Source organism: Bradyrhizobium sp. SZCCHNS3052, from assembly GCF_032484495.1.
GTDB lineage: Bacteria > Pseudomonadota > Alphaproteobacteria > Rhizobiales > Xanthobacteraceae > Bradyrhizobium.
The window spans coordinates 410839-424517 of sequence record NZ_JAUETB010000001.1 but is presented as its reverse complement, the minus strand read 5'-3'; the positions used below and the strand labels follow the sequence as shown (position 1 = coordinate 424517).

Here is a 13679-nt window from a genome sequence, read left to right as displayed (position 1 = left end):
CAGGCGGGAGCGACATCCGGGGGGCTCACGAGCTTCGCCGGAGAACCCGCATGTCGCTGACGCTCGTGCGGGCTAACCGTTCCGCCGATACATCACGTCGGTCCGCAGCACGTATTTGCGGCCCTTCGTCACGGGATCACCACGATGCATGATCGGGTGCTGGAACAGCAGCGCCATGCCCCTCTCCGGCGTGATGAGCAAAGGACCGTCCGGCATCCGACCTGTGTCGTCGCAAAACGACGTTCTGCCACCCTCGAAGTCATCGTTGAGATAGACCATGAAGGTGAACTGGCTGCGCTCGCCATTGTCGCGCTCGAAATGACCGTCGCGATGCCAGTCGAACTTTTGTCCGACGTCGTAGCGATAAAGTCGCAACCGTTCGTTCAGCCCGACCGGCGTCCAGCGATGCTGAAACGAGGGCGCCAGATGCACGGCGAGCCGCTCGTAGAGCTCTCGTGCACGATCGGCATCGTCAACGATCACGCGGTCGTTGTTGCGATGATCCTTAACGCCGCGAGGCGCAAACAAAGTCGCCGCCTCGAACCCCATCGATTCACCCATGCGAATGTATTCCTCGCACTCAGCAGCGCCGAAGAAATTCGAGATCGTCTCGATGTTGTCGGCTCGCCAGGTGATATCAGTCATCGCTCGCTCCTCCATGAGATTGGAAGCCGCCCGTGGGCGGCCTCTCTTATCGGTCACGCCGCATCCGGCGCCTTCAGCCGGACCAACCGCGTCAGCAGCGCATCGAGGCCGGCGCCGTCGCCGGCATGCAGGTCGATGCGGCCGACCTTCTCGACCAGGCGCTCCAGCGACTCCAGCTCCTTGAGCCGCAGCAGCAGCGGGTTCTCCTCCATCAGCCTGGCGGTGTTCAGGAGCGAGCGCGTCGCCGCGGTCTCCTCCTGGCGACGGATCAGGTTGGCCTTGGCCAGCCGCTCCGCCTCCACCACCTTGTTGACGAGCTCGCGGATCTCGCCGGGCAGGATCACGTCCTTCACGCCGAGCTCCGTCACCTCCACGCCCGAGCCGCCGAGCCGCGCGCGCACGTAGTCGCGCAGCTCGGCATCGAGCGAGGCCTTGGCGGCCAGCACCTCGTCGAGCGTGCGTGACGCCACCGCCTCGCGGATCGCGAACTGCACAAGCCGGTACAGCCACGCATCCACGTCGGGCGTGGTCGCGACAGCCGCCTCCGCGTCGGCAATCCGCCGGAACGCCGTGAGCGTCACCCGCAGCGCGATGCGATCCTTGGTCAGCATCTCCTGCGCGGTGATCTCCAGCACCGTGGGCCGCAGATCCAGGCGCTTGACCTCGATCTTGCGGCCGACCGCCCAGAAGGCGTGCCGGCCCGGCGCCAGCCGCTCCGTCAGCCTACCGTCGACATGGAGCAGACCGGCCTCGTGGTTCTCGACCACGGCCTCGGTCACGATACCCGGCCGGTTACGCTCGATCATCGCCAGATGCCGCGCGCTCACGCGCACGTCGCTTGCGATGTCGATACGCTCGACCTCGACCTTCGTCGCCACCTTCCAGTAGACGCGTGTCTGCCACGGCGTGAGCAGATGCGTTGGCCGGCCGTCGAGGCTGACGATCGCGATCTCGTCCGCGCCGGTCTCCACGGCCTCGAAGAGCTCGGCGGCAAGATCGGGCCGCGCGGCCTTCAGCACCGCGAAGCGCTCGGCCGGGTATTCGGCCCTGACCACGTCGTACACTTGCACCATCAGCCGGTGCAGCGGATCGAGCAGCGCATGACGGCCGGGACCGAGCACGCGCACGAGCTGGCCGTCACGCCAGACCAGCGCCCGCTCGCCATCCGCCACCGTCTGCGTCTTCATCACCACGTGCCAGCTCATGAGACTCTCCTGTCGGCCAAGGCCCGGCCGCATGCCGGGTCCTGCTTTGTTGGCTGCCGGTCGATCGCCGGCAGCAGTTGCAAATTCAAAGGACGTGAGGGCCGGACGGCGCCTCCTGCGTGAACCGAGCGGGCCGCGGCTTGAGCGTCGAATGATGTCAGGCGCACGCGCACGGCCGCGCGAGCCGCAGCTCGCGTGTCCTTGCGCAGCCTTCCCGACAACATGCAACGCGGCATCCACCGCGGCACAAAGCCGGTTCTGCAGTGTCTTGATCTGGTCGAAATGCCCTAGAACTTTCTTCTTGGGCAAAACGGCCGGACCGCGACTGAAGCGCGCGTCCGGTCCTCGTCAGAGGCGATTAGCTTTTCAGGCTAAACCGAAGCGCTGGAGCGGGACTCGAACCCGCGACCCGATGATTCACGGTCATCTGCTCTACCCAACTGAGCTATCCTTTGTGTGTCGATCGGATTCGAACCGATGCCCTCGGGTATCACCCCGATGCTCACCATGAGCTTCGACGCGCATCTTCGCTGCAGCGGAATACGCCACCGGAGGCCGGCGCGCACCAGTCGAGATCTCAGCGAGCCCGAACCCATGGCCGAAACGAAGGACGCTGCACATATCCCGACCGATTAATAGATGCAAGTGTTAGTTTGTATATCGCTGTATACTTCACACGAAGATCCAACAAACGCGCAGATACAACTACGTAGTCATTCCGGGACGTGCGAGGCGCGAGCCCGGAATGACGGCGGTGCGTAGCCCGGATGAGCGAAGCGACATCCGGATTCGTCCGAACCATCTGTGAGACCCCGGATCTTCCCCACGCCGCCACCCTTCGGGCGGCGGCGTGAGCTCATCCGGGCTGCACGACCGTCTTCACCGCTCCAGCTCCACGTCCCAATAGAGATAATCCTGCCACGTCTCGTGCAGGAATCTCGGCGGAAACAGGCGCTGCGCGGCCATCAGCTCGTGCCGCGTCGGCTCGAAGGGCGGCCGTCGCGGCTTGAGATAGCGCCGGTCCTTGCGCGCGTTGCATGGACTGCAAGCGGCGACGATGTTGGTCCACGACGTCTCGCCGCCATCGGCCCGCGGTACCACGTGGTCGAACGTCAACTCGCCGTGCAGATAACGGCCGCCGCAGTACTGACATTCGAAGCGATCGCGCAGGAACACGTTGAACCGCGTGAAAGGCACGCGCATCGCGGGCCTGACGTAGTCGCGCAGCGCGATCACCGCCGGCAGCCGCATGGTGACGCTCGGGCTACGAACCACCCGGTCGTACTCCGCGACGACGACGTGAGAGCCGCTGACGACTGCCCTAATCGCATCCTCCCAGCTGACCACTGACAGCGGGAAGTAGCTCAGCGGCTGGAAGTCGGCGTTGAGAACCAGCGCCGGATTTGTTGCTGACATCATCGACCTCCTCTCTTCGCTTCAACCGCCTGGTCGTTCTGGCGCCCATGGCGGGAATCGAACCCGCCTTCCCGGATCGTCGGTCCGGTCCCTTCGCCAGATGGGGACATGGGCCTCATGGTCTACCCGGCGCACCGCTCGACGCTCGCCGGCCATCGCGCCCGCCGTCCGCCGAGTGCGGATGAAACGCGTCCGGATCGGTGCGATTGAGGTAGTCGAGATAGAGCTGCCGCGCGCGCGCCTCGGTCACGCCTCGGCACGTCATGACGATGCGCACGAAGGCTGCTGCCACCGGTGAATCCAGTGCGCGCGCAATGTTGCAAGTCTCGGGATCTTCGCCTGACGTCCGGGTCATCCAACCCTCCGCTTGGTGCGCGGAGGGTGCAGTCCCGCCGCTGTTATGCTCTTGCTGAAATCTGGAGTCCCGGTCGGGCCAGGATTTTCACGAGATCGCTTGGACCCTGACAGGCGACGCGCAGACCCGACCAATCGCTCGACCGATTAAAGGGTCGTTCGTTGGTGGCGGCGTTCGCGAGATGTGAGCGTAGGCTCAACACGGTCGTAGTCCTCAAGAGCGCGCCGGTGATGATCGGCGGCCGATTGCGATGGGGCAGAGCTATGCGCAGAATTTTCCGAAACCGTCAAGACCAAAGCGTGATGCGATGACGTTGCCGGCTTCCGCAATGCGACGGATCTGCAACAGCTGGACTGCTCGTCGGGCAAATCAGTTGCGCATTTTCGCGCACGACAAGAGCACTGTCGCCCGCTCGAACGATCGAAGACGCGCGCGCGCGAAAGCTGATTTGTTGAGCCGGGTCAATCAGATCGCCCCGCTCGCCTCCTGTGCCTCGCATTTTCTTGTTTCCAAAAATCGGAAATCATGCATTCTATGCCGGTCCCGCCCTCACGAGAGGGGCGCTTCGCGATCGTCATGAACGTGGAGGGCGGGATGCGGTGGGCGCGTCGGGTTGCAGCGTGATCTGATCACGCGGACGAACGATCCGGTGCGCACGGCGAAGTCGTGATGTCCTGACACCCCGATGCTGGTGTCAAGGTCGAGAGAGACGAATGCTCCGACCGATGGTGGCCAGAAAGCCCGGCGCACCAGGGAGACCACGTATAAGCCGTAGGTCCATCGCGCGGGGAATGCCGGATGATGCGGCTGAACCTGTGGTGACTGCCGCCTGCTTTTTCTTCTGCAGGCGGGCCATGGGTGAGGCCCTCACCCGGCATTCCCCGCGCCCTCTCGTTATTCCGAGGGCGAACTGATCGAGCATAACTCGGACCTGGTAGGTCGCGAGGCCATTGATGCTTGTTCGCCGTCACGCCCCGCGCAAGCGGGGCATCCAGTACGCCGAGGCATCTCGATTGACGACCGCAGCCGTGGATGACCTGGATCGCCCGGTCGAGCCGGGCGATGACACCGGGGACACGATCCATGCTCGTCGTTCGGGGACATGGCGAAGGATGAGCCGGGATCCCTGCTACCGGATTGTGGTTACGGATTCCGGGCTCGGCCCTGCGGGCTGCCCCGGAATGACGGTGCGGAGAGAGTTGAGCTGATGACGAAGATCAGAACAGGAGGATGCGGCCGCCTGTCCGGCTCACTCGATGCGGGCGAGCACGGCGAGCTTGCGGATGCCCTTGTTCTTGTAGGCATCGAGGAACGCATAGTAGTCGCGGAACGAGACGCAGCCGTTGGAGTCGCCGTTCGGGCCGAGCATGAAGGTGTGCGCGAGCAGGCCGTTGCGACCGTGGATGGCGTCCTCGCCGCCGATCGGGTTCAGCCGCAGCGCCGGCACGCCGTGGAACAGCGCCTCGCGCGGCTTCAGCTCGTAGATGTGCGGCGGGGTGACGCCGCGCATCTTGATCTTCTCCGAGCTCGGCTTGTCGAGGTTGTCGCCGAGGCCGGAATGCGCCTCGAGCTTGGTGCCGTCGGGCAGATACACCGCCTTGGCCGAGATGTCGTACACGGCCGTGCTCAAATCGTACGGCGGCCGGCCGCCGCGGGTCGGATCCTTGGCGATGCTGGCAGTGATGTTGGAATCAGCCGAGGCATAGGCCAGGAGCCCGCCATCCTGGTTCTCCGGCTTGCCCCAGAGCTTTTCCTGGATCGAGTGGCGCTCACCCGCGATCGACAGCACCGCCGCCTTGGCACGCTCGGTCATCGCGCGCAGCGAGAAGCCGCTGCTCTTCGGCGCATTGGCCTCGGCAGCCTGCGCCGGCGTCGCGGGCTGCGCGGCCGGCCTGGTGTTGGCGAGCGCCAGCTGCATCGGCGGCCGGGCATCCTTCTTCGACGCCTCGGCGACCTTCGCAGGCTCGGCCGGCTTGGCCTCGGCCGACTTGGTCTCGATCTGCCTGGTCTCGATCTGCTTGGGCGCGGCTTCGGCGAGCTTGGGCAGCGGCGGCGCGCCGTTCGCGGCGTTGGAGGCGACGCCCTGCGGCACGGCCGCGCCGAAGCGGTCGTTGAACATCTGCGGCGTGATGGCGGCGGCCGTGGTGACGGGCGGAGATTCCGGGAATGCCGAGAAGGCCTCACCCACCGCATCGGCGGCGCTGCGCGTCGCGAGCCGCGGCGCCGGGCGCACGACGGGCTCATCCTGCTCGATGCTGCCCAGGGTCGGATAAGCGTCGGCCGCGATGATCTTGGTATAGACCGTCACGGCGCAGCCCCCGATCAGGCATGCGATTGCCGCGCCACCGATCAATTTGTGAGAGAACGCGATCAGGGAGGACTTCCTGCGATTTCGTGCGGCCAACGCAGCTCGACTGTTACTCATTCACTCACGCCCGAACGAATACTCGACAACTCTCGCTCGATGCGCCACGGACACCCGCTTTGCATCTCGCAGAAGCACAGAGCTTCATTAAGGCGACTTTTAGTTAAATGCTGATTAAGTTTTGGCGGATTAGAGGCGGGTTAACCATCAGGGCCTGTTTTGCCGGCAAACAGGGCAGAAACAGGGCAAAACTGCAGCCGGAGGCAATATTGCCGTACCGGAAAAATCGGGAGAGGCAGCATCCGTCGGTCGCGCCGATCCGTAAAACAGCGCACGCCGCGTTAACGATTGGGCCGGGGCGGCGGCGAGCGATCGATGATCTCTCGTATGCGTGCGCTGACGAGGTAAAGGCCGCAGGTCTCGCCGGTCGAAAGCCCCTGCTCCGGCAGGCCAGGTGCGCGACAAGCGCATCCGTAGCAACCCGGAGTTACAGGCGCTGTGGCCGCTGGCGACAGTATGGTACGGGACGATTCTCTGCGACACTCCGTCGGCGAATCGTACCGCGTCCGCTCCCTGCCGAGACGACACGAGAGGACCTCTCCATGCAGATCCCCGGCCGGAAGCTGGCCTTCGTGCTGGCCTCGACCAATCAAGGTACGATGATCGTCAACCGGCTCGACTATCGCATGATCGACGCCAACCGCGGCTACGGCGTCGGCTTCCAGATCCTCAACACCGGCGCCTTCGATCCGGGAGAGGTGCAGCTGGCCGTCCGCCTGCTCGGCGTGCGCCGCAGGCACCATGGGGACGGCGCGGTCGCGATCGACTGCGGTGCCAATATCGGCGTCCACACGATCGAATGGGCGAAGGCGATGACCGGCTGGGGATCCGTGCTCTCGATCGAGGCGCAGGAGCGGATCTACTACGCGCTCGCCGGCAATATCGCGATCAACAACTGCTTCAACGCGATTGCGATCCATGCCGCGGTATCCTCCGAGCGCGGCGTGCTCAACATCCCGAGCCCGAACTATCTGACCCCGTCGAGCTTCGGCAGCCTCGAGCTGCGCCAGCGTCCCAACACCGAGTTCATTGGCCAGGCCATCGACTATGAGAACGACACGGTCGAGGTGCGCAAGCTTCCGCTGGACGATTTCAACCTGCCGCGTTGCGACCTGATCAAGCTCGACGTCGAGGGCATGGAGCTCGAGGCGCTCGAAGGTGCGGCGGCGACGATCGAACGCTGCACGCCGATCATGCTGGTCGAGAAGATCAAGACCGATGCCGACCAGTTGCGGCAATGGTTCGATCGCCGCGGCTACAAGACCATCGACGCCGACATCAACATGGTCGCGATCCACGGCGGGGACAAGGCGCTGGCGGACATCATTCCGCAGCAGGCCTGAGGCGCGTGTCAGCGCTGCAGCTCCGGCGGCGGCGTGCGGTCGAGGAGATCGCCCTTCGGCTCGCTGAGCGCGTAGAAGGCGTAGGTCTCGATGGTCAAGGACCCGCGCTTGCGCGCGGCCTCGCCGACCTTCTCGATGCGGCCGAACGTGTTGCTGACGTAGACCCGCGTCGCGATCTGGGCCTCGTCGACGAAAAGCTGCGTGCCCGCGAGCTTGGCCGGATCCGGCTCCGGGAAATTGACCCAGCGGATGCGCTGGATCGGCTGCAGCACGCAGGTCCCCGGCGGCAGATAGAACGACAGCCAGGCGGTGGTGCCATAATCCATCGCCAGCACGCAGGACGCGTCGGCGCGCACCCGCGCCGCCTCGATCTCGGCAGCCAGCGGCCGCCAGCCGACGCCGACGCTGCGCACCGTGGCATCGCGCCGGTAGCCGGACAGCAGGCCCGTGTTGGCCTGCACGATCAGCGCGACGAACATCACGACGCCGACGGGCACGGCCCAGCGCAGACAGAAGGTCGCGGTGCGCTGCTCGCGCGCCGACCAGGCGACGAGATGGGCCGCCGCCGCGGCAGCCACCACGAACGCCGGATAGACCGGCGCGAACCAGTTGGCCTCGACCCGGGCATGCAGCGAATGCCAGACGAAATAGGCGACGATGACCCAGACCATCGCCTCGATCAGGACGCGCGCCGCCGCATCCCCTGCCCTGCGCCGGGCCAGGCCGTAGAGGCCCATCAGGCCGAGGATGAACACCAGCGGCGTCGCAAAGGCGAACTGCGTCGGGATGATCTCGGCGATGTAGACAGGCCTGACCGCCTCGACCCTGGCACGGCCGAGCTGCTTGATGAACGACACCCATTGGTGATCGGCATTCCACAGGATCACCGGCGCGAACAGCGCGAATGCCACGAGGCCGCCGAGATAGGGCCAGGGCGAGGCCAGCCAATGGCGCAGTTTCGGCACGGCGACGAGCCAGATCAGGATCGCCGCGCCGAAGAACATCGCGGTGTATTTCGACAGCAGCGCCGCACCGACGGCTGCGCCGACCGCGAGCCACCACGCGCCTCTCCCCGTCTCCAGCACCTTGGCGCAGAAGAACAGCACGAAGCTGGAGGCGACCAGCAGCGGCGCGTCGGGGGTCACGATCAGCGTGCCGACCGCCGCCATCAGGGTGACGTTGAGCAGCAACGCCGCGGTCGCCGCCACGCGCACGCCGCCGAACAGGATCTCGGCCGTGCGATAGACCGCATAGCTCATCGGCAGGCCGAGCAGGATCGAGACGAGGCGCACGCCGAGCTCGCTGTCGCCGGCGATCAGCGTGCCCAGCCGGATCACGACCGCAACCATCGGCGGGTGGTCGTAATAGCCGCCCGCGAGATGCTTCGACCACATCCAGTAATAGGCTTCGTCGAAGGTGATCGGCGTGACCGCGGCCGCGATCAGCCTGACAACGACGAGGCCTGCGATGGTCAGCCAGACATTGCGGACCAGCCGGGCGTCCTCGGCACCTGCCGCAGGGGTCATCGCTTGCGCCAGACGAACAATCCGGAGATCGCGTAATTCCACACCACGCCCATCAGCGCGCCGGCGGCGCCCGCCAGCCACCAGATCGGCTCCTGGTCATAGACCGAGAAGGCGACGCCGACATTGGCCAGCAGGCCGACCGAGCAGACCAGATAGAAGACGAGCAGGCCACGCAGGATGGCAAAGCCCTTCAGCCGCTGGTCGCGATAGGTGAGGAAGTTGTTGAGGATGAAGTTCGAGGTCATCGCGACGAAGGCGCCGAGCGCCTGCGACTCCGCGAACGGAAGGTCGAACAAATTGAGACCGAGGAACAGCGTGGCGAGATGGACCACCAGGCCGGTGCCGCCGACCATCGCGAACAACAGGAAGCGCAGCGACACCACGTCGTTGGTCATCTTGGCCAGCACGAGGCCGAGGAAGTCGAGCGCGACCATCGAGTCGAGCTTGCTCTCGCCGTGCAGGCGCGAGCCGAACGTATAGGGCACCTCGACCGTCTTCAGACCACCCTCGGCGCTGGCGATGATGTCGAGCAGGATCTTGAAGCCCTGCGTGGAGAGCTTCGGCGCGATCTCCTCGAAGCGGTCGCGGCGGATCATGAAGAAGCCGCTCATGGGATCGTTGACCTCGACCTTGAGCGCGCGGCGCGCGATCTCGGTGGCGAAGGCGCTGGCCCCGGCCCGCTTGCTGTCGAAGCTTGCGGCGCTGCCGCCCTCGATGTAGCGGCTACCGACGACGAGCTCGGCCGCGCCGCTCTGCAGCAGCGACAGCATCTTCGGCAGCTGGGTCTCGTCATGCTGCAGATCGGCGTCGATCACGGCGGCAAAGGGCGCGCTGGCGGCCAGGATGCCCTCGATGCAGGCGCCGGACAGGCCGCGCCGGCCGACTCGGCGGACGCAGCGGACGCGTTTGTCGCTGCGCGACAATTCGCGCACCACCTGCCAGGTGCCGTCCGGGGAGTTGTCGTCGACGAACACCACCTCCCACGGCACATCCTTGAACGCCGCCTCCAGCCGCCGGTACAGCGTGGTGACATTGTCGCGCTCGTTGAAGGTCGGAACGACCACCGAAACGATCGGAATATCAGCGGTTTGCGGCGGCGCGGGCATGGCCGGTCGGAGGACATCGTTCATGGTGCGGATGCGTATATCTGCCGCGTTCCACACTGCCAAGCGCAACGGCTGAAGGAAGGCGCAAAAAGCCCGGACTGTGGTGCCGGCGTGCACCGCTGCCGAATGAGCGGCCCAAAATGCCAACGACCACAAACAAAGGGCGCGCTTACATCCGGCGCAACCGCTCTGCCGTGGTCGTCTCGGTGCCGGAGCCGTTACAGCTCGACGTCACCGTCCCGACCAAAATGGGGTGCCTCGGCAGGACTGCAAGGGGTCCCTGGCCGGCCTAGTTCGGAACCTCCCGGACCACCGGTCCGCGTACGGCCGGAGCCACCGGAACCGTCTGCACCGGCGTGGGCGGCACCTCGACCTTGGCCGGCTGCATCTGACGGGCCATCGGCCCGACGGGAACATAGTAGAAGGCTGCCGCAAGCACGACAGCGGCGACGATTGCCCCCAGCAGGCCGCCGACCGATTCCGCTCTCATTGTCATATCTCCCCTTCCCGGCCCCGGCCCTGGATACACGAGGCTCCGGAGCACGGGAAGAGCGACGGCGCGACCGCGCCGAACTGGTCAGAACCGGCCCGGTTGACTATCGTCTCCCCTACCGCAACACCCTCGGCAATCAGCATCGGAATCGATCCGTGAGCAAAGCCCCTGCACGCGCCTCGCAATCCAAGAGCCACATCTACATCGGCATCGGCGGCTGGACCTTCGCGCCCTGGCGCGGCGTGTTCTATCCGGACAAGCTGCCGCAATCGAAGGAGCTCGAATACGCCGCCTCGAAGCTGACCTCGATCGAGATCAACGGCACCTATTATGGCTCGCAGAAGCCGGAGAGCTTCCGCAAATGGGCGCGCGAGGTGCCGGACGGCTTCATCTTCTCGCTGAAGGGGCCGCGCTTCGCGACCAACCGCCGCGTGCTCGCCGAGGCCGGTGATTCGGTGAAGCGCTTTTACGACACCGGCGTGCTCGAGCTCGGCGACCGGCTCGGGCCGGTGCTGTGGCAGTTCGCGCCGACCAAGAAGTTCGACGAGGCCGATTTCGGCAAGTTCCTCGAGCTGTTGCCGCGCGAGCTCGACGGCCGCAAGCTGCGTCACGTCGTCGAGGTCCGCCATGACAGTTTCTGCGTCCCCGGCTTCGTCGCGCTGCTGCGCGAGTTTGCAACGCCGGTCGTGTTCGCCGAGCACGGCAAATATCCGGCGATCGCCGATGTCGTGGGTGACTTCGTCTACGCCCGGCTGCAGAAGGGCAATGACGAGCTTGCGACCTGCTATCCGCCGAAGCAGCTCGACGCCTGGGCGAAGCGATTGCAGCTGTGGGCCGGCGGCGGCGAACCGGACGACCTGCCACGGGTTGACGACAAGCCGGCGAAGAAGATGCCGCGCGACGTGTTCGCCTATGTCATCCACGAGGGCAAGGTGCGCGCGCCGGCTGGCGCGATGGAGCTCATCGAGCGCGTGAGTTGACGCAGGAGTTGCATGATGGCCAAGAGCAAGACCCTGTTCACCATCGGTTATGAGCACACGCCGGCCAAGGCCGTGCTCGATGAGTTGCAGGCCGCCGGCGTCAAGCTGCTGGTCGATGTGCGCGCGGTGGCGGCCTCGCGCCGACCGGGCTTCTCCAAGAGCCAGCTTGCGGCCGGGCTCGACGAGCGAGGCATCGGCTATGTGCACCTGCGCGGGCTCGGCACGCCGAAGGAGGGCCGCGAGGCCGCCCGCAGCGGTCATTACGACACGCTGCACAAGATCTACAGCGCCCATCTGAAGACGCCGCAGGCGAAGGAGCAGATGGACGAGCTGGCCTCGCTGGTGAAGAGCGCCGGTCCCGTCTGCCTGCTCTGCTACGAGCGCGACCACGTCCATTGCCACCGGCAATGGATCGCCGAGATCATCGAGGAGCGCGACCATGTCCGAGTCGAGAATCTGATCGCGCCGCAGGTCTGACGTTTCACTCCGCCGCGCAGGTGAAGGATGACGCCTGCTCGACGTCGCCGCCGACATATTTGGCGAATTTCGGCCACGGGCACAGCGGCCGCGTCCGCTGCGGGCTCCATGTCGATGGGAGCTCCTTGTTGGCCGCATTGACCGAGGCCGTGATCGCCTCCGGCGCCTTGCCCTTCTCGACCCAGTCCATCAGCGCGCCCAGCGCATCGAACTTCTCCAGCGTGACGCCGCCGCCGCAATGGGTCTCGCCGGGCAGCGCAAACAGCCGCGCGAAACCGTCGGCCTTGCCCTGGACGTTGGCGTTGAGCTTCTCATACCAGCGGATCGTGTCGTTGATTGAGAACACCGGATCAGCCTGGCCGTGGTAGATCAGCATCTTGCGGGCACCGTTCTGGAACGCCGGCAAGGTTGGGTTATCGACCGCGGGCGGTGCCATGAAGTCCATCGCCGACTCCGTGAATGGGCCTTCCTTGGCGTAGATCTTCGGCGCGTCCTTGTCGAAGTCGTAGGTCTGCAGCTTCTCGACGAGCTTGTCGGGCGAGCCTTCGATCTCGACCGGCGGCGTCGAGAAGATGTAGTTGAGCGAGGCGCCGCCCATGGTGGCAATGATCGGAAGGTTGTTCCACGGCGCCACCGGGCTTTCGACCTTCCAGGCGCGCCAGTTGCCGGTGCCGACGCCACCATCCACCGGCCAGTCGGAATACAGCGGCTCGCCTTTGGAATTGTGGGGGCCCGCGAAGACTTTCTTCAAGGCATCGACCTTGGCGGCCGGCAGACAGGCTTCGGTTGCCCCAGCGGCGCAGCGCAGGCTGTCGAAATTGAACGCCTTCTGGCAGGCTTTCAGGTTGGCCGTGAGGCCGTCCTTGGCGCCGTCGAGCTCGTCGCAGACCTCCGTGATCTTGGAAGCGATCAGCTTGGCATCCTCCCGCGTGATCGACTTGCGGATGTCGACATCGGCCTTGGTCAGCGCCTGCACGTCCCAGGCGTGCTGCACGGCAGCGCGCGGCAGGTTGAAGCCGGGATTGCCGACCAGGAAGCCGTCATACTGCTCGGGCATGCGCTCGGCAGCCACCATGGTGTGGCGGCCGCCATTGGAACAGCCGGCGATGTAGGAGTAGTCCGGCTTCCTGCCGTAATGCGCCGAGACGATCGCCTTGGCGATCGGCGCCAGCGTGATGTCGGCCGAATAGCCGTAGTCGCGGCGCGCCTGCGGATCGAGCCCGAAGGCTGAGCCGGACGCAAGCCCGCGCGGCTTGTTGGCGGGATCGCTGCCGGAGTGGCCGCTGTCCGACGACAGCACGGCAAAGCCGCGGGCGAGCGGCGTCACACCGCCGCTGACGAGACCGTCGGCCTTGTCGCCGAGCGCCGGCACCACCACGCCGTCATTGCCGCCATTGACCTGATGCAGGAAGCGGCCGTTCCAGGTCTCCGGCAGCCTGATCTCGAACTGGATCGCATAGGCATGGCCATCGACGCCGGTGCGCTCGTTGACCTTGCCGGAGAGAATGCAATGCCGCGGCAGCCCGTCGGCGGCCTCCTGCAGCTTCGATCCCGTCAAGGTCAGCCCGGGGACCTTCAACGCCTCGGCCGTCACCTTGCTGCAGGCAACATCCTCAGCCCGCACCGCCTCCATCCCGGTTACGCACAAGATCCCTGCTGCGGCCAAAAACGACGCCCCGGTTCGGATCATGCATTCCCCCTGATGATG

At 65.6% G+C, this 13679-nt stretch carries 12 protein-coding genes and 2 tRNA genes; 3 read left to right on the top strand and 11 right to left on the bottom strand.

The window, feature by feature from the left end:
* Window positions 1–72: 72 nt before the first annotated feature.
* The 7 genes from QX073_RS01910 to QX073_RS01880 all read right to left on the bottom strand — a co-directional run bounded on the left by QX073_RS01910 (window position 73) and on the right by QX073_RS01880 (window position 6046).
* Entirely contained in the window at window positions 73–645 is a 573-nt protein-coding gene (locus tag QX073_RS01910) for a 2OG-Fe(II) oxygenase (RefSeq protein WP_316170272.1), read from the bottom strand.
* A 53-nt stretch (window positions 646–698) separates the two neighbouring features.
* The gene (locus tag QX073_RS01905) at window positions 699–1850 is read right to left on the bottom strand and encodes a slipin family protein (RefSeq protein WP_316225242.1); all 1152 of its coding nucleotides are present in this window, start codon (window positions 1848–1850) and stop codon (window positions 699–701) included.
* Window positions 1851–2235: 385 nt separating this feature from the next.
* Window positions 2236–2301, bottom strand: a tRNA-His gene (locus tag QX073_RS01900).
* Window positions 2302–2729: 428 nt separating this feature from the next.
* Entirely contained in the window at window positions 2730–3266 is a 537-nt protein-coding gene (locus tag QX073_RS01895; protein WP_315714980.1) for an HNH endonuclease, read from the bottom strand.
* Window positions 3267–3305: 39 nt separating this feature from the next.
* Window positions 3306–3380: transfer RNA gene (locus QX073_RS01890), tRNA-Val, on the bottom strand.
* A 1-nt stretch (window position 3381) separates the two neighbouring features.
* Complete coding sequence (locus QX073_RS01885; protein WP_315767494.1) at window positions 3382–3558, bottom strand: hypothetical protein; 177 nt, start codon at window positions 3556–3558, stop codon at window positions 3382–3384.
* 1312 nt (window positions 3559–4870) lie between these two features.
* On the bottom strand, window positions 4871–6046 hold the full coding sequence (locus QX073_RS01880) for a DUF2778 domain-containing protein (RefSeq protein WP_315749391.1): 1176 nt from the start codon (window positions 6044–6046) through the stop codon (window positions 4871–4873).
* 542 nt (window positions 6047–6588) lie between these two features.
* Here QX073_RS01880 and QX073_RS01875 point away from each other — a divergent pair.
* On the top strand, window positions 6589–7389 hold the full coding sequence (locus QX073_RS01875) for an FkbM family methyltransferase (protein ID WP_315749389.1): 801 nt from the start codon (window positions 6589–6591) through the stop codon (window positions 7387–7389).
* Between the two features lie 8 nt (window positions 7390–7397).
* Here the strand turns inward: QX073_RS01875 and QX073_RS01870 are convergent, their stop codons facing one another.
* The 3 genes from QX073_RS01870 to QX073_RS01860 form a co-directional block, all read right to left on the bottom strand.
* Window positions 7398–8915 (bottom strand): glycosyltransferase family 39 protein, encoded by a 1518-nt coding sequence (locus tag QX073_RS01870; RefSeq protein ID WP_316225241.1) that lies wholly within the window; start codon window positions 8913–8915, stop codon window positions 7398–7400.
* Window positions 8912–10045: a glycosyltransferase family 2 protein gene (locus QX073_RS01865; RefSeq protein ID WP_315749386.1), complete on the bottom strand. Its 1134-nt coding sequence runs from the start codon at window positions 10043–10045 to the stop codon at window positions 8912–8914. The genes QX073_RS01870 and QX073_RS01865 overlap by 4 nt, the downstream gene beginning before the upstream one ends.
* A 265-nt stretch (window positions 10046–10310) precedes the next feature.
* Complete coding sequence (locus tag QX073_RS01860; protein ID WP_315714746.1) at window positions 10311–10511, bottom strand: hypothetical protein; 201 nt, start codon at window positions 10509–10511, stop codon at window positions 10311–10313.
* A gap of 158 nt (window positions 10512–10669) precedes the next feature.
* On the opposite strand from QX073_RS01860, the gene QX073_RS01855 reads away from it, so the two are divergent.
* Window positions 10670–11494: a DUF72 domain-containing protein gene (locus QX073_RS01855; RefSeq protein WP_315714748.1), complete on the top strand. Its 825-nt coding sequence runs from the start codon at window positions 10670–10672 to the stop codon at window positions 11492–11494.
* Between the two features lie 15 nt (window positions 11495–11509).
* The gene (locus tag QX073_RS01850; RefSeq protein WP_316164459.1) at window positions 11510–11971 is read left to right on the top strand and encodes a DUF488 domain-containing protein; all 462 of its coding nucleotides are present in this window, start codon (window positions 11510–11512) and stop codon (window positions 11969–11971) included.
* A 4-nt stretch (window positions 11972–11975) separates the two neighbouring features.
* On the opposite strand, the gene QX073_RS01845 is transcribed toward QX073_RS01850, so the two are convergent.
* On the bottom strand, window positions 11976–13661 hold the full coding sequence (locus tag QX073_RS01845; protein WP_316164458.1) for a tannase/feruloyl esterase family alpha/beta hydrolase: 1686 nt from the start codon (window positions 13659–13661) through the stop codon (window positions 11976–11978).
* Window positions 13662–13679 lie beyond the last annotated feature (18 nt).